The organism is Halomonas profundus, assembly GCF_020865425.1.
Lineage (GTDB): Bacteria > Pseudomonadota > Gammaproteobacteria > Pseudomonadales > Halomonadaceae > Vreelandella > Vreelandella titanicae.
Genome location: NZ_CP086344.1, coordinates 3,999,663 through 4,013,106, shown reverse-complemented (window position 1 = coordinate 4,013,106; position 13,444 = coordinate 3,999,663). Strand labels below are relative to the sequence as shown.

At 55.1% G+C, this 13,444-nt stretch carries 22 protein-coding genes and 1 other RNA gene; all 23 read right to left on the bottom strand.

Annotation, left to right across the window (positions count from 1 at the left end):
* Positions 1–33 precede the first annotated feature (33 nt).
* Entirely contained in the window at positions 34–1,362 is a 1,329-nt protein-coding gene (locus LMS44_RS18375) for an ApeA N-terminal domain 1-containing protein (RefSeq protein ID WP_498946003.1), read from the bottom strand.
* A gap of 178 nt (positions 1,363–1,540) precedes the next feature.
* Positions 1,541–1,981: a phage virion morphogenesis protein gene (locus LMS44_RS18370; RefSeq protein ID WP_498946001.1), complete on the bottom strand. Its 441-nt coding sequence runs from the start codon at positions 1,979–1,981 to the stop codon at positions 1,541–1,543.
* A gap of 117 nt (positions 1,982–2,098) precedes the next feature.
* Complete coding sequence (locus LMS44_RS18365) at positions 2,099–3,265, bottom strand: phage head morphogenesis protein (RefSeq protein WP_498945999.1); 1,167 nt, start codon at positions 3,263–3,265, stop codon at positions 2,099–2,101.
* Positions 3,255–4,862: a DUF935 domain-containing protein gene (locus tag LMS44_RS18360; protein ID WP_498945998.1), complete on the bottom strand. Its 1,608-nt coding sequence runs from the start codon at positions 4,860–4,862 to the stop codon at positions 3,255–3,257. Before LMS44_RS18360 ends, LMS44_RS18365 begins: the two co-directional genes overlap by 11 nt.
* Positions 4,856–6,547: a hypothetical protein gene (locus LMS44_RS18355; protein WP_498945996.1), complete on the bottom strand. Its 1,692-nt coding sequence runs from the start codon at positions 6,545–6,547 to the stop codon at positions 4,856–4,858. Before LMS44_RS18355 ends, LMS44_RS18360 begins: the two co-directional genes overlap by 7 nt.
* Before the next feature lie 3 nt (positions 6,548–6,550).
* Positions 6,551–7,099 carry a DUF3486 family protein gene (locus LMS44_RS18350; protein ID WP_498945994.1) on the bottom strand — a complete coding sequence of 183 codons (549 nt, stop codon included), beginning with the start codon at positions 7,097–7,099 and terminating at the stop codon, positions 6,551–6,553.
* Positions 7,100–7,101: 2 nt separating this feature from the next.
* Positions 7,102–7,407, bottom strand: a complete 306-nt coding sequence (locus LMS44_RS18345; RefSeq protein WP_089691717.1) for a VpaChn25_0724 family phage protein — start codon at positions 7,405–7,407, stop codon at positions 7,102–7,104.
* Positions 7,407–7,751, bottom strand: coding sequence for a DUF2730 family protein (locus LMS44_RS18340; RefSeq protein ID WP_089691714.1), 345 nt, complete (start codon positions 7,749–7,751; stop codon positions 7,407–7,409). Before LMS44_RS18340 ends, LMS44_RS18345 begins: the two co-directional genes overlap by 1 nt.
* A 9-nt stretch (positions 7,752–7,760) precedes the next feature.
* A complete protein-coding gene (locus tag LMS44_RS18335) occupies positions 7,761–8,069 on the bottom strand; it encodes a hypothetical protein (RefSeq protein ID WP_498945992.1) in 309 nt (102 codons plus the stop codon).
* Positions 8,066–8,419 (bottom strand): hypothetical protein, encoded by a 354-nt coding sequence (locus LMS44_RS18330; RefSeq protein WP_498945990.1) that lies wholly within the window; start codon positions 8,417–8,419, stop codon positions 8,066–8,068. The genes LMS44_RS18335 and LMS44_RS18330 overlap by 4 nt, the downstream gene beginning before the upstream one ends.
* Positions 8,404–9,069, bottom strand: a complete 666-nt coding sequence (locus LMS44_RS18325) for a transglycosylase SLT domain-containing protein (protein ID WP_498945988.1) — start codon at positions 9,067–9,069, stop codon at positions 8,404–8,406. Before LMS44_RS18325 ends, LMS44_RS18330 begins: the two co-directional genes overlap by 16 nt.
* Positions 9,066–9,224, bottom strand: a complete 159-nt coding sequence (locus LMS44_RS18320) for a hypothetical protein (RefSeq protein WP_498945986.1) — start codon at positions 9,222–9,224, stop codon at positions 9,066–9,068. The genes LMS44_RS18325 and LMS44_RS18320 overlap by 4 nt, the downstream gene beginning before the upstream one ends.
* Position 9,225: 1 nt before the next feature.
* Positions 9,226–9,630 (bottom strand): putative holin, encoded by a 405-nt coding sequence (locus tag LMS44_RS18315; protein ID WP_498945984.1) that lies wholly within the window; start codon positions 9,628–9,630, stop codon positions 9,226–9,228.
* Between the two features lie 162 nt (positions 9,631–9,792).
* The gene (locus LMS44_RS18310; RefSeq protein WP_498945982.1) at positions 9,793–10,110 is read right to left on the bottom strand and encodes a hypothetical protein; all 318 of its coding nucleotides are present in this window, start codon (positions 10,108–10,110) and stop codon (positions 9,793–9,795) included.
* Positions 10,111–10,147: 37 nt separating this feature from the next.
* On the bottom strand, positions 10,148–10,735 hold the full coding sequence (locus LMS44_RS18305; RefSeq protein WP_498945980.1) for a type VI secretion system-associated protein TagO: 588 nt from the start codon (positions 10,733–10,735) through the stop codon (positions 10,148–10,150).
* A 36-nt stretch (positions 10,736–10,771) separates the two neighbouring features.
* Complete coding sequence (locus tag LMS44_RS18300) at positions 10,772–11,185, bottom strand: Mor transcription activator family protein (RefSeq protein ID WP_498945978.1); 414 nt, start codon at positions 11,183–11,185, stop codon at positions 10,772–10,774.
* A complete protein-coding gene (locus LMS44_RS18295; RefSeq protein WP_498945976.1) occupies positions 11,172–11,594 on the bottom strand; it encodes a gp16 family protein in 423 nt (140 codons plus the stop codon). Before LMS44_RS18295 ends, LMS44_RS18300 begins: the two co-directional genes overlap by 14 nt.
* Positions 11,591–11,995: a hypothetical protein gene (locus LMS44_RS18290; RefSeq protein ID WP_498945974.1), complete on the bottom strand. Its 405-nt coding sequence runs from the start codon at positions 11,993–11,995 to the stop codon at positions 11,591–11,593. The genes LMS44_RS18295 and LMS44_RS18290 overlap by 4 nt, the downstream gene beginning before the upstream one ends.
* A gap of 9 nt (positions 11,996–12,004) precedes the next feature.
* Positions 12,005–12,070, bottom strand: an RNA gene (locus tag LMS44_RS18285) — hammerhead ribozyme type II.
* On the bottom strand, positions 12,068–12,406 hold the full coding sequence (locus LMS44_RS18280) for a hypothetical protein (RefSeq protein ID WP_498945972.1): 339 nt from the start codon (positions 12,404–12,406) through the stop codon (positions 12,068–12,070). The genes LMS44_RS18285 and LMS44_RS18280 overlap by 3 nt, the downstream gene beginning before the upstream one ends.
* Positions 12,403–12,645 carry a hypothetical protein gene (locus tag LMS44_RS18275; RefSeq protein ID WP_498945970.1) on the bottom strand — a complete coding sequence of 81 codons (243 nt, stop codon included), beginning with the start codon at positions 12,643–12,645 and terminating at the stop codon, positions 12,403–12,405. Before LMS44_RS18275 ends, LMS44_RS18280 begins: the two co-directional genes overlap by 4 nt.
* The gene (locus tag LMS44_RS18270; RefSeq protein WP_498945968.1) at positions 12,642–12,800 is read right to left on the bottom strand and encodes a hypothetical protein; all 159 of its coding nucleotides are present in this window, start codon (positions 12,798–12,800) and stop codon (positions 12,642–12,644) included. Before LMS44_RS18270 ends, LMS44_RS18275 begins: the two co-directional genes overlap by 4 nt.
* A 3-nt stretch (positions 12,801–12,803) precedes the next feature.
* On the bottom strand, positions 12,804–13,442 hold the full coding sequence (locus tag LMS44_RS18265; RefSeq protein WP_498945966.1) for a DUF3164 family protein: 639 nt from the start codon (positions 13,440–13,442) through the stop codon (positions 12,804–12,806).
* Positions 13,443–13,444 lie beyond the last annotated feature (2 nt).

The following is a 13,444-nucleotide window of genomic DNA, read 5'->3' as shown; positions in this document are numbered from 1 at the left end:
GCGTTTAGCGCGGATTAAAGGATTTTAGGAGTTTTAATTATGTGGCGGCGCATGATGATCTTGATAGTTGCTGATAACGTCAGTCGGCACACCAATTTGATTGAGTATGTAACCTATAATTGTGAGCTGGAGGTATTGGTTGATTCTCACCATTTCTTTGAGTCGTAATTTTTTAAGGAGAACTTTGGGTTTCTGTACATGAGCAATTTCATTTCGTAGTTCTGAAATTGACATAGCAATGTCTGATGTTGTGCCAACCGAGAAAATCCTGCTTAAACCATCGATTATGGTATCGTTTGCGTACGTTTTAATAGGATATTCATATCGATCATATTTGCTTTTGTTCGCGAGATAGCCAATCGACTCTAGCTGAGTTGCATAGAGTGTGGTCTCTCCATGAGCTTCGTGTATATTAACTATCTCTGAGTCATTTTGGATGCTTGATATTAAGATCGAAAAATCATATTGGTTAGAAAGCCAGTTAGAGATAATTTGATCCAAAGGTATAGTGTTTTTTCTGATTGGCATGTTGCGATGTGACTGTTCTCGAGTTGCAATTTTAATTATTTTTTGAGTTGCCAGCATGCTCGGGTAAAGAAAGATTTTTCCATGTGGAGTTGTGATGCTCTCATCTAAGATTTGAATGTACTCAGGATACACTGGGCTATAAGTTAGCAGAGAAAATAAGTCTGCAATTTCAAAAATTATTTTAAAAGCTTCAAGTGCAGTTGATGATCTTAATAAGTCAAGATTAATGCTATAGGATATTTCGCTTTTAAGCATAAATCTTGAATCTCTATATTTCTTACTAATCCTTAAATATTGATCCTGCAGCTCTTGCAATGCTGATTTATTCTGGCTGTATATTTGATTGGTTATGTCGTTTGTTAATGGATTGAATGTGGCCTTTGTTCCTACCTTAATATTCCCAAAATGAGTGCTTAAAGTATAGTCTGGAATAGGTGAGTATTTGACACGGTTTTTTGCATAACTGGGGTAAAAAAAATCTTGAAGATTAGTCAAAGAGAAATCTAGGTTTGTGATCTGACCTTTAGTAGGTATGAAAGCGCCATGTATTAAAAATTGGAACCATGCCTGACCAGGCCTAGTTGCTAAGTCATTGTTTAATGATAAACCAGACTTGCTAGGATCAAAATTTCCAATAAGAGTACATTTTTCTCCCGAAGAGAGAATGCCATGTAAGACCTCGGAACTTTCCATATGCGCATCGTGGCTAATCAAATAGGAAAGTACAATTCCCTCTTCTGGTGTGTACTGAAGCTCCCCGCTAAAGCGGCTGTCATGTGAACCAGGTAAAAAGAACTCGCCAACCCATTTTTGCTCAGTTAGTAAATTAGACACGGCATCCTCATTTGCGATTTTGTTATGCTCAAAAGCTTACCATGTAGCTCACTAGAAGTTCTTTCAAGTAGATTCTCGCAAATCTAACGCGGGTCTAACGCGCCTTGCCGGAAAAAGTCAGGCCGACATAGCGGGTAGCTCCCTAGCGGCGCTTACAAGACCGCGTTGGCGGTTGGAGTTAGAGGCTCAAATGGTCGGCGAGGATGGCCAACACCTCGTCTTCGTCGTCTTCTGATAACCCGATAATTTCCCGCCCTGGTATGTCGCCCCATAGATGAGAGAACTCCGCCTTAGTACCGCCCCAATGCATCATGGGCGCGTAGACCATCAAGCTGCCCCATTCGACGCTATCGCTAGTGGCTGAGTAGCTGAACTGTTTGGCCAGTTCGTTGCTTCCACCCTCTAAAACTCGGCCATGGCCTTTACGCTTCTCTGTGACAGGGGAGTTATCGGCCCAAGGTGTTCCGTCTGGTGCTTCTTTATCGCGGAACCGCTGCTGAGTGCGGTTGACCATCTCTTCGCCAATCGACGCCCACGGTGCGGTGAGGTCTTCGCCTTTGTTAAGCAGCTCGGTAATGGCGCGCTCGACGGCCTCAGAACTAACGTTGATGGTACCCATGAAACTCTCCTATACTGTTAGTAAGCGCATGAGGCCAATATTCGTCTGGTGTACCCTGCGAAAGCAGATGAGGTATCTGGGGATGACGAACCAGCTGTGCGCTTATCCTTTCCTGGCCTAACGCAGCCGCTGCATCTTGGCTCTTACGTTCCGCTCCGCCGTTTCATCGGTGACCACAAACAGCGTTAAGAAGTAGTTCTTCTTACCATCTGCTGTGCGCTTCAACGCTGCTCGATACAGCCTTTCCCCCAAACTTAAATAGACCATGCGCCCTGGCTCACCGTCGCGCTGGTAGACTTCGCCGCTATCCAATATCTGCTGTATGCGCCGATAATCCTCCAGCCCCACTTCGGGATGGCTGACCTTGTGCGCGGTAAGGCTTTCTTGAGAGAGCAGCACCACGGGCGATTCAGCGCCGAGCACTTCACGCTCGACCGCTGGCACCACGGCCGCCGGATACTCCCCGCGCATCTCCCCGTTAAAGAAACGATTAAACAGCGGCGCCTCGACCAACTGCGCTACGTTCTCACGGGCGATGGTGGCGTCAACGCTATCCAGCCGGTTCAAGCGCGCAGCGATCGCACGCTCTGTGGCGGTTTGCCCTGGAGCATAATCCCAGCCCGGCTGTATACCGGTTGGCACTGTGACCACTTCACCTGTCGTGTTATCAACGTGCTCATAGGTACCGTCGTTGGGCGCTGCGTCTGGCCCATCTTTGCCCAAGCGCTTTAAGCCCCGCTCGTTTAACGTCTCAACACCGCAGTTACAGCCCCAGCCGTTCGGCGCGTAGTGAGTCTGCCACCACGGGTGATCGTGACGCAGAACCAGGTTGTGCCAGCGTTTGTGCTGCTGGCGTGGGTTCTCGACCGTGTTGTGTACGTACCGCCAATAGGGCCGTAGGCGCACAACGTCGGGGTCGGTCATCTGGGCCCAGCGCCCAGCGGCGTAGGATGTATCGAGGTTGGTTTTGTAGATCAATCGGGTGCGCCAGGCGCGGCCCGCTCTCGAGTCTTCGCCTGTCCAGCCTGTCCAGCCACGCTTTGACACGATCTCATTAAACTGGCTACGGAACTCGCCAAGGCTTTGGCCGTTGCTGATCGCGTCGTCGACAGCGCCGCGAAGATCCGCTAACAAATCCGCCTTGGTAGCGCCCGCCACAACAAATGCCGCGTCGTTTTGATCGCGGGTGATCTGGCCGGAGCGAGTCGTGGGCAGGTTGAGCTTGTTACGGAAGAACGTGACCTGCTCGGGGAACGGTCGGTTGAACTGGGCGCTAATCGGCATTGCCGGTTTCCTCGTCGACCGTTGCGCGGCCTGCCAGATCGGCTGCCTCAAAGGCGATGGCCATCACGCTGGCAAGCTCCGATTCGTCAAGGTCATCAAAGGCCGTGGCGATCATTTCTTGCAGCTGCTCTAGGCTTTCCGCTTGCTCGGCGAGCTGCTGCACCTGCGCCACCCAGCTATCAACAATAGGCTGCGCTTGGTTGTCGAGCTGGTCGAGGGTGGCATCGCGGTAGTAGCTGGGCTGGCCGGGTTGCGTGGGTGCCTGACGTAGTGCGGCTAGCGGTGGTTTTGATGCGGGTAGGCGCAGGGCGCCAAAGGGGCTTGGCGCTGCCTTTGGCATTAGCACCTCTTCGCCTTCCTGGGCCTTGGGGATGCCGCTTTTCTCGTGGAACCACCAACTGGGGATCTTCGCGCCCATATCGACAAAGGTGGGCAATGACTTCGAGAGCCGTTCAAGATCCTCGGTTTCGCCGGTGTCTAAAAAGAATCGCGGCGCTCGCTGGGGCTTATCAATGCCGTAGTTGAGCGCGGCCATGGGCCAAAGGATTTGTTTGCCAATGCTGCCTGCATACTGACGCACGTCGGAGCGAATCAAGCTGGTTTGCCCGCGTTCGTGCACGTTGCCGAGGGCGTTAGTGTTTGTGCCTTCGCCAGTGCCGCTGGTGAGTGTGCCCCCTAGAATCGCTTTCGCCTTGGCACGCTCGCACCAGTCCATCATTGTTTTGTAGAGATCCGCAGACGCTCCCCTGCCAGCGGCTTCCTTGAACTCAATGCCCATGCCTTCGGGGATGATGCCCGCCGCGTTTTGGCCGAGGGTGACCACAGCACGCAGCAGCGTGGCTTTCTCTTTTTCGGTGGCGTTTCGTGGGTACGTACCGATGCGGGCTGGCAGGCCGTAGATTTCAAGCAGCTGGGCGAGATCCCCCAGGGCATAGTTCTGGAACAGGTAAGGCCATGCCAACATGCGGTGTAACCCCATGCGGGCGACGTAGCCGCTCTTGGCGCGATGGCGGTGTTGCACCCAGCCCAGTGGCCATAGCTCGGCACCTGTAGCAGTGTGGTCGCGTAGGGTGATGCAGTTTTGGTCGTCTGGGTGGAGCCGGAACCAGCTATGCGGGCGCAGCGTGGGCTGCTCGATATAGCGCAGTGCGCCGTCGCGTTGCCAGCTTAATTCGAGATTGGCCCACCCGTGCCCGATGCCGGTACCGAGATCAAGAATAAGGTCTTCAACCTCAATGCCGCTGAACACTTCCGCCGCTTGCTCGGCGGCTTTCTTTTCCTGAGCGCTGGCACCGTCTGGAGGGACGATCTGCCACTCCAGCTCTGCAGCGAGTTGGCGGCGCTTGCCCAGATCCGCGCCGATTTGTGGATCCTTTTCTTCCATGTCATCGAACAGCTCGCTTTGCGCCTTCAGGTCGCCTTGCTCGGCGGCCTCTAGGATCTGATACAGGCGCGCAGGCGTGAGCCCCTTGGTCGGGTGCTCTGCAAATTCCCGCTTGAGCTGACCGATGCGGGCGTCGTTGGTTTGCTGTTCTTTCAATGCTGGCGCACTGGCCTTGACCAGGTTGCGCCGATACTTCGCAGTGGGGCTTACCATGCGCCGCCTCCTATTCCAAAACCGTGCATATCAATGTCGTCGCTGTCGTCGTCCTGGTTAGAAACGCCAGGCAGGGGCGCGGGGGTGAATTCGATAAGGCCGCCCGATGAGTTGGTTGCTGCAAACCCCATGAGCGCACCGGCGATAGCTCCATCGCCATGCCGTATTAGATCCGCATCTTTCAGGTCTTTACGTTCGATGCGAGGCACCATCGGTATGCCGTCAACATACTCAACAGCACGATGGTCATCCTCTAGCGAGGCATCCCTCGGCATGGTGATAAAGCCGTCTTCAAATAACGAAATGTATTTGCCCATCCACTCGCCGTACCATTTGCGTGACAGTACAACTTCATGCACTGGGCCGCCGGAATAGGAGCCGTTGTCGGGATTAAGCTCGGCACGGCCATATCGGTCGCCGGTGTACTCCATGAGTGTTTGGCCTGGCCCTGTGGCGTCGCCTGCAAACGTCCAGTTGGTAAGCTTGTCCAGCATGAACCAGAGTATTTGCTCTTGCTGGCGGGTGGGGGCGTTGGCTAGTTCGATCACAAAAGGGATGTGTCGGCTCAGCTCTTGGCTCACTTTTGCAGGCTTGATAACCGAGAAGTGACGGTGGCGCGCAAAGTCCATGCCTATCGCCCAACGTCCGGTGAAGCGGTGCATAGCGTCACTCAGAACCGGCGCCAGGTTGGCGGCAATCCACTTCTCGCACCATGCCTCACGGTCGCGCTCACTGCGTTTTGGGAAGTCATCATCAAAGACGATACGCAGTACGGGGCGCACTTCAGGCATGGCCTGCTCAATCCAAACCGATGGGATTGCCGACCCTTCACCATCGCGGGGGATAACATCCAGCTCTTCGCGCATGGCGGCTTTACGTGGGCCATAGGCTGAGCGAATGGCCTCATACCAGTCTCGCTTTCCTTCTAGCGTTGGCTCTATGCCACGCATAACGCAGACACGCTCATAGAGTCCATTGGTAACGGCATCATCGAATGAGATGCGGGTAGCCTTGGCGTTCTTTCCGTAGCGGCCTGCTCGGACGTCTTCCACCAACTGATAGAACGGGTTTCGTTTACCCCGATGCGTTGACCAAATGACGATGCTGCCGCCCCAGATGAGTAGCGCCGTAGCGGACTCAAGCAAGTGAGAGACATTTTTGTGTAGCGCCGCTTCGTCGATTCTCACCTTGCCTTGTAAGCCGTGGATATTCTCAGGCCGTGAAGATAGTACGGTGATGCGAAAGCCACTGGCGAAACGTACTCGAAAGGCCTGTATTTGTCGGCTGCCACCATCGGGCAGTTGGTCTTCAAAGATGTGTTGCTCGATCATGGTGACTTGGCCACGCGCAATGATCATTGCGAATTTAGCCGCATAGCCGATGTATTCCAGACCCTTTTCCCTGGTATCGGCTATGTAAAAAATATTGTCGCCGCCCGCTTCTTTTGCAGAGGCAGCCGTTATCGTGTCGGTTAACGCCTGAGCAAATGTAATGCCTGTGCGTCGGCCTTTCTCACATACTGCGATATCTAGCCCTTGCTGCATGCGAATCCAGTCGCTTTGATGTGACATAAGCACACCTTCAGCGAGTGGATTAAAGTTGGCAGGGATCTGTCGGGCGCGCTCTGGTAGCTCATCCCAATCGACTACCCGTTGAGTATCTTGGAGCGGTGCTGGCATGGTCATTGATTACATCCCCATCAGCACTTGCTCGCGCCAGAACTTAGCATCTTCTGCGCTAAGGCCTTTAGCTTGGGCAGCCGCATCTACGCGGTTGGCCGCTTCTTGAAGCACTTCGGTACGGATCTCCCTGGCGTGTTTCTTCTGGGCGATGGAGACGCGCCCTAAGCTCGACAGGGCTTTTGATATCTTGCCCAGGTTATGAGTAATGTCTTCCGGGTTTGACTCCGCCTTCCTTAGCTCAAGCGATACCCGTAGCAACTGCTCTTGAACGATCCGCGCCGTGGCGTCGATCAGGTTGCCTTCGTCGTCTTCCACCGCATCCGCCATGGCTTTAGCCATTTCGGTAGTTCGGCGCACGCTGCCCATGGCCTCTTCGAACTCTTCTTGAAGATCCTGTCCATAGCGGTGCACGCTCGACTTGGAAACGTTATAACCACGCTCGCTGAGCCACCCGGCTAACGCTTCGTAGCCTTGAAAGCCGCTGCTGACCAGGCGCTCGTTTAGCTGCTCGCGTACCTCTTGGGGTAGGTCAAAGACCTTATTGCGAGGCGGCATGATCAAACCCCTGGGCGTGGTTTAGCGACGCCTGGTACGTTAGCGAGGCCCTGAGCACAGTCGGAGCCACGGCCTGTTAGCGTAATAACCCAACCGGCGCGGGGCTGCTGGGTGATGACTAGGCCTTGCTCATCCAACCACGCCAGGTCTGAGTGCAAGCGATCACGGCTGATATGGTGGGCATACGCACCTTTCAGCTCATCGTTTAGCGAGTACTCATTGGTCGTAAACTGGCTGCGGCGCGAGAGAATACGCAGGATGCCGAGTCGGCGGCCTTCGGTTTCAAAGTCTTGGTAGCTCTGGCTCATCAGTGACCCCCACGCGGCTGGTTCATCAGATAATCATTGATTCGGTTGACCTGTACCGACGTGCTTTTTTGGTTAGCGCTGATCTCTGCCAGCAGTACGTTGGTACGGGCCATCTGGTCTTGCAGGTTTTTGATGTCTTCGTGATCGGGCAGGCGTTCCACTTTATGCTCCAAGTTGACGACCTTACGCTCGACACCATCAATACGATCATTGGTGCCCTTTATGGCCGCTTGGCTAGCGCGGTGCTTGTTCAGCCAGTACACGTAAGCCGCCATCAGAGCTGTTAGCAACGCCTGCATAACGTCAAACAGCACCTTGGCGGCTGACCAGTTGATGATTTCCATTACGTCCCCTTACTCGGTTTCTTCGTCGTCGGCGCTTTCGCTTTCTGCGCACTTATCGGCGTGTTCGCGGGCGCGGGCTACTTTGAGCCAGCCCCGTGTGCCCCATTGGTCGAGTGCCGTGATGAACAGCGCGACCTCTTTTTGGGTGTAGTCGCCCACCGGCACCAGCGGCTTGCCTTCTGGCTCGGTCATGCCTGTTGGTGTGGCACATCTGTAAACGTTGATCGCTGGTGGTGGCGGGGGCGGCTGTGTCGGCATGCTTTCGCAGGCGGCCAGTGCGGCACCGGCGGCGATGGTTACGATGATTCTTAACGTCATGGCAGCGCCTCCAGCGTTGAACGCAGCACCGGGGCCACTGGGCCGTCATCGCTGGGCGGTGAGCGTTGGATGCGTTGGCGAAGTGTTTGGTAGTCCTGGGCCTGCTCGGCCAACTCTTCTTGAAGCGCTTTAATATCGGCTTCGGCAAGGCGTCGGCGGCGCTCAGCTTCGTCTAGTTGGTTGGTTGCCTCAGTCGCTTCACGTTTCCAGTCGTCACGCTTTTCGATCATCTGCTGCAACGCTGAGCGTTCAAGGGCTAGTTCGTTGGCAAGGTCGTTTGCCTCCCATGACTTCCACGCGAAGCCGATGGACGCCGCAACAAAAAAATAGGCGATTACACGCTCGAACATGGCGCACCCCCTTGCCACCCAGCACGCTCATAGCGCGGGGTGAGCGTTAACAAAATGTGCCTAACGTAGTGGCGGTTTTCTCGCAGGGCCCAGCCTGCGCGGGCTGTATAGCGCTCGACACTGCCAAACCAAACGCCGGGGTTGTCCCCGGCGGCACGCGCTAAACGTTGGTCTCGCTGTACCCAGCCCAGCCCGCCGTTGTATGCGGAAAGCGCGAAGGCCCACCGTTGGCATTCGTCAGCCGCTGTGGCTAGCCGCTGCCAGTGCCATTTGTTGTAGCGCGCTTGGGCGCGCATGGCCCAGCCAGGGGAATACGGGGCGGCGCGCCCCAGGTCGGGGTAGATCTCCGCGATCCACTTACTGGTGCTGGGCATAAACTGGCTGAGCCCCTGCGCACCCACCGGGCTGTTGACGTTAGGCCGCCAGCCGCTCTCCTGGTGGATCTGCGCGGCATGCACGGCTACGCGGCCATTCATGCCCCATTCCTGCTGTACCACTCGCGTTAGCTCCCGCTGGTAGCCTTGCGCGGCGCTGGGGATCTGGGCGTGTGCGGGCTGGCAGGATTCCAGTACTAGCAGTGCTGCTAGCACCAGGCTCATGGCGATCCATATCCAGTTGGCGCGCAGGTAGGCTGTTAGATCGTTCATCATGACCGTTCCTCTTGCAGCAGCTGCTCGGCGCGTTCCGTCACATCTTTCAGGCGCAGGTATAAGGGCAGCACGCGGGCGCCAGGGGCGAGTGCGTCGATCTCAGCCCTCACGCGCTCACCTTCTGCCAGCAGTTCAGCGACGGTATCGGCGCCCATGTCAGACTCCTAGGCCAAGGGCTAGGATGGCGGCGGCGATAATGATGGCGCGGCGGAGCATAAGCAGTTCCCAGAACGGCAATAGTCTGCAGCCGGTAATTATTTGGGCATCATCAGTTTCGTAGGACGTATCAGCAGCTACTGGATCATCGTTAGATGGTGCGAATGCGTGAGGGCGGGCGTAGGGGAAAATCGTGCGGTCGATCCAGTAGCCCAGGTAAGCGCCCCAACATAATTTGGTCAGCGACCAGAGCAGCACGCCCAACTGGTGCGGGTATAAGAAGCCCACGCCAACAGTGGTAATGAGAGCAAGGATCAGCCAGGGGCCAATGCGAAGTTTGTCGAGTAGTTTGGGGCCAATGTGGAGTTTGTTGAGCAGCTTCTGGAAAAGTGATGGTAGGTTCACGAGGTAGCCTCATTGCGTGCGTGGTGAGCAAAAGCACAGTGCAGTGAGGTTCAGGATAGGGGGGTAGAGCGAGGCGCCGGGATTAGCGGGGATTAAAGAAAAATGCCCCAGAAAGCAAACAACCCGCCGAAGCGGGTTTGTTGGGGAACAGTGAGATTTAGTTTAGGCTTTGCTGCAGTGTCGTGACCAAACACTATCGAATGTGTTCCAGGCATTTTCGAGGTAGACAGTATCCCCATCTGCTTGGCTCACGAAACGCTGATAACCCACATAACCTCCGTAAGAGTTTTTACCATTTACCTCACCGCATACAGTCGCCATACCCAAATTATTAGTCGTCTCGCTGATATTGCGGAACTGCGCTGATTCAGGATCGCGAAGCTGGTTGGCAACGGCTTCTTTAGCTATTTTTACGTCTCCTGATTCGCAACCGGCCAGTAGCGCTGTGATGATAATCGTAATCCCTGCGAATGCTTTCATGATGTTCCCCTTCTACTATTGGTAGCTGGTGAGACCGTTACCAATTGCACGCTTCACGCAGCGGCGAAATAGCCTCTTCCAGCCCGCCAATCGGAAACTGAACAGTAATAGGTGATTCGCTGTAAGGGGTGACACGAACAGTAAGAACATCAGCATCAAACAGGCTTCGTATTGCAGGAATAGATCTGCCGCCATTCCATAACCCTAGTGCCTTGTGGTCAGTAGAAGCCAACATATCTCGCGTCACTGCATCCTGCTGATCGACTCGCATCGTTACACGCCCATAGCCCTGAATATCAGCCATATGGTGCTCATCAAAACTCATGTACATAACCGTCGTATTTTCGTGACAACGCAGAATCAGGCTCGGCCTGCTGTTTCTTCCAAAGCGGCCAATAACAGGCTCAATTGATTCTGTGCGGAGTACAACTGTCTTGCTATCGTCAATGGGGGACGTTGTTTCGTTAACGTTCCACTCTGAGACGATTTGCCGCTCAGTTGCAGGACGATACTCTGCGTCATAACAAGCCAAGCGACGCTGGTCATTTGATATATCGGCGCAATCCTCGGAAGCGTGAGCAGTACCAACCGCTAGTAACGCCATTAACCCTGCTAGCATTTTCATATTGTTCCCCCTTTACTTGCTTTCTTATCACAACAGTCAAAACAGCCCCGGCTGTACCCGATTGCGGTGCAGTGACCGCTGCTCGGCCAGGATCTTGTAGATCTGCATCACGCCCTTATCGTAGCGCCGGGCTAGCTCGGCGTGGTTGCTGCCGTCGAACTCGCACCATATCTGGTGGTCGCGCAGTGCGCGGTCGAGCTGATCTCCTTTTGCTAGATAGAATACTTGACCGCCGTGGTAATACGCCAGAATTCTTAGGGTAGAAAACGCCAGGCGTTGGGCGATGCGCGGCGCGATGCCCACATCGACGTATTCGGCTTCGATGACCTGGAGCATATCGACCAGTGACTGGGGCCAATGGCGGGCCAGCTCTGGGTCGGGTAGTCGCTCCAGTGCATCAGCGGGGATCTCATCAAACCCTAAATCGAAGTTATCGTCAGGCGAGGTCATCGGGGTACCGTCCTTGCCGCTTGGCGTCGATGATCAACGCCTGGAGCAGCTTGTGCAGTTGGTTATCGTCGAGAAAGTCCACGCGGTCGACCTTGAACATGTGCTTTGCCATGCTGTCAGCGTAGGCCCAGGCGCGGCCCGCTTCCGCCAGCAACGCTTCGACCTTGTTCATTTCCGCTTGGCGTGAACGCGGCGGTCGCGGTGCCTTCCGGCCTGCTTTTTTGGTGGGCTTTGGCTCAAACCCCAGGCGGCGAAACTCATGCATCACGCCCCCCACGGTCTTATTCGTGAGTTCTTTGGCACTGCTCACGCCCGCTTTGCGGGCGAGAATGGCGCGGTAGTCTTCATCGGTTAGGCCCAGTTGGGCTTTAGCGATGTGGATCTGGGCCAGCTTTCCTTTACTGATCATGACGCTACCCCGTCAGCCTTGATCTCAAGATCAGGAAAATGCTGCTTGAGGTGAGCCACCGCCGCGCCTTCGGTACCAAACGTGGGTACTACGCCAACGACCCGAGGCGTGACCATGCGATCGGCTTCTTTCTTGCCCAACACCCGCTTTGCACTTGCATACATCTTTTTGGGATGTGGCGCCCGCTTCATTGGCCGCCAAAAACGACCTTCGGGATACACTGGCTTTTCATCCTTGGTTTCAGTCCACTTGCCTTCCACAGCGCCGTTGACGTACACCACCACAAAGATCTTCTTGCCGTCATGCGCCTTTACCAGCGACAGCTCGTAGCCATCGGCCAGGAGCTTTACGGAGCCGCCCAGGTGCCATAAGCGCTCTTTGATATCTTTCCATTTATCCATGGTTCCCCTCATTGGCTGCTCATCAGTGCTAGGCCACCACGCCCAGCAGACGCCCCACGCGGGGGCGTTTCGCTATGCTCCGACCTTTAGCTTCTTGCCGTTCACTTCCATGTTTTGAATGAAGATGCCTTTAATTGGCTCGTGGGTTAGGCTGCCGCCCATCCAACTACCTTTCTCAGGCTCAATCACAAGGCGACATACCAGGCCGTTGTAGGTGCCAAGCACCACTTCGCCTGCCTTGTCGAGTTCTTCTTTTGGCTCTAGGCCCAGCATTTGTTTAGCGGTTTCCTCGCCATAACGATCAGCCAGTGCTTTTGCGGCCATAATGGGAGCCGCCAGCGTGACGAAGGCTTGGCCAATGGCTTTTTTGTCCACCACGACATTCATGCTGTTGATCTCGACCTTGCTCATGGGGCACCTCGGTTAGCGCAGTAGGTGATGTGGTAGCGGTAGTGGATGCCCGCCGCTACATCGGAGTGGCGCAAATAGTCGTTAACGACGTTCACTTTTGGGCCGTACACCTTGCGCGCTACGTTCAGGGCTGCGTCGCGGTGGGTGGTACCCGTTGCACGCTTGCCGCGCAGGGTGCCGACAAAGCCACCGATCGCAGGGCTAACGCTGATTGAACTGGCATTCAACACCGTGCTCATTGGGTCACCTCATCGGTCATGTTCTCGCTCGCCCAACGCCAGGCGCTGTGCTTCCACTTACGCGGTGGCGGGTTCTGCTTTAGCCACTGCTTGGCCTGCGCGGCACTGATGCCGCGCTCCTGGAGTTGGTAGAAATAGGCGCATTTGCTGGGCATGGGTTACACCTCCGCAATGTTTAGGCTGATGGGCTGGTACCGCTCGGTTTCGCCAATGCGTTCATAGATCCGCACATAGCTTTTGGAGCCTGTTACTTGAACGGCGTCGGCAATGGCGTCCATGGCTTTTAACCAGCGCGGGTCGTCGAAGTCATACCGGCGCAAGGCCAATACAGCACCGGTGCGCAGGTTGCCGTGCTTATCGGTGCGGAAGGCATCCTGAACAATGGTTTTAACTTCGCTCCGCGCTCCGTCTGTCCAGTCTTTCAAGCAGTCATCAATCAGCGCTTTGGCCGCTTCTAAACGCTCATCGAAGGTGATGTGATCGGCGACTTGGCGCTGGATCTTGTAGCGGCCATCGAAGCTCAGCAGCGTGACGTTGCCTTTCTTGCCACCCACGTTGACGCCGTACTGCTCGGCGGAGAGCTGCACAAAGGTTTCGATGTCGCCAAAGGCGGCGGCCTTGAACTGCTGGAGCTGGCGGTTCAGATCAATGGCCTTGGTGACCAGCTCAATGGCGAGTTCATCGCGGGCTTGGTCGATCGGCTTGATGCTTTCTTCTGGGATCAAACGCCCCTTGGCGTCCATCCGGTAGCCGTCGGGGATAGTGGGCTGTTGTGGGTCGGTTACTAGGGTGTTCATGT

Bases quoted from the DNA above. Each gene is read 5' to 3' on its own strand.
- LMS44_RS18370 (WP_498946001.1), bottom strand. From the start codon at position 1,981: ATGGGTACCATCAACGTTAGTTCTGAGGCCGTCGAGCGCGCCATTACC.
- LMS44_RS18365 (WP_498945999.1), bottom strand. From the start codon at position 3,265: ATGCCGATTAGCGCCCAGTTCAACCGACCGTTCCCCGAGCAGGTCACG.
- LMS44_RS18360 (WP_498945998.1), bottom strand. From the start codon at position 4,862: ATGGTAAGCCCCACTGCGAAGTATCGGCGCAACCTGGTCAAGGCCAGT.
- LMS44_RS18355 (WP_498945996.1), bottom strand. From the start codon at position 6,547: ATGACCATGCCAGCACCGCTCCAAGATACTCAACGGGTAGTCGATTGG.
- LMS44_RS18350 (WP_498945994.1), bottom strand. From the start codon at position 7,099: ATGCCGCCTCGCAATAAGGTCTTTGACCTACCCCAAGAGGTACGCGAG.
- LMS44_RS18345 (WP_089691717.1), bottom strand. From the start codon at position 7,407: ATGAGCCAGAGCTACCAAGACTTTGAAACCGAAGGCCGCCGACTCGGC.
- LMS44_RS18340 (WP_089691714.1), bottom strand. From the start codon at position 7,751: ATGGAAATCATCAACTGGTCAGCCGCCAAGGTGCTGTTTGACGTTATG.
- LMS44_RS18335 (WP_498945992.1), bottom strand. From the start codon at position 8,069: ATGACGTTAAGAATCATCGTAACCATCGCCGCCGGTGCCGCACTGGCC.
- LMS44_RS18330 (WP_498945990.1), bottom strand. From the start codon at position 8,419: ATGTTCGAGCGTGTAATCGCCTATTTTTTTGTTGCGGCGTCCATCGGC.
- LMS44_RS18325 (WP_498945988.1), bottom strand. From the start codon at position 9,069: ATGATGAACGATCTAACAGCCTACCTGCGCGCCAACTGGATATGGATC.
- LMS44_RS18320 (WP_498945986.1), bottom strand. From the start codon at position 9,224: ATGGGCGCCGATACCGTCGCTGAACTGCTGGCAGAAGGTGAGCGCGTG.
- LMS44_RS18310 (WP_498945982.1), bottom strand. From the start codon at position 10,110: ATGAAAGCATTCGCAGGGATTACGATTATCATCACAGCGCTACTGGCC.
- LMS44_RS18305 (WP_498945980.1), bottom strand. From the start codon at position 10,735: ATGAAAATGCTAGCAGGGTTAATGGCGTTACTAGCGGTTGGTACTGCT.
- LMS44_RS18300 (WP_498945978.1), bottom strand. From the start codon at position 11,185: ATGACCTCGCCTGACGATAACTTCGATTTAGGGTTTGATGAGATCCCC.
- LMS44_RS18295 (WP_498945976.1), bottom strand. From the start codon at position 11,594: ATGATCAGTAAAGGAAAGCTGGCCCAGATCCACATCGCTAAAGCCCAA.
- LMS44_RS18290 (WP_498945974.1), bottom strand. From the start codon at position 11,995: ATGGATAAATGGAAAGATATCAAAGAGCGCTTATGGCACCTGGGCGGC.
- LMS44_RS18280 (WP_498945972.1), bottom strand. From the start codon at position 12,406: ATGAGCAAGGTCGAGATCAACAGCATGAATGTCGTGGTGGACAAAAAA.
- LMS44_RS18275 (WP_498945970.1), bottom strand. From the start codon at position 12,645: ATGAGCACGGTGTTGAATGCCAGTTCAATCAGCGTTAGCCCTGCGATC.
- LMS44_RS18270 (WP_498945968.1), bottom strand. From the start codon at position 12,800: ATGCCCAGCAAATGCGCCTATTTCTACCAACTCCAGGAGCGCGGCATC.
- LMS44_RS18265 (WP_498945966.1), bottom strand. From the start codon at position 13,442: ATGAACACCCTAGTAACCGACCCACAACAGCCCACTATCCCCGACGGC.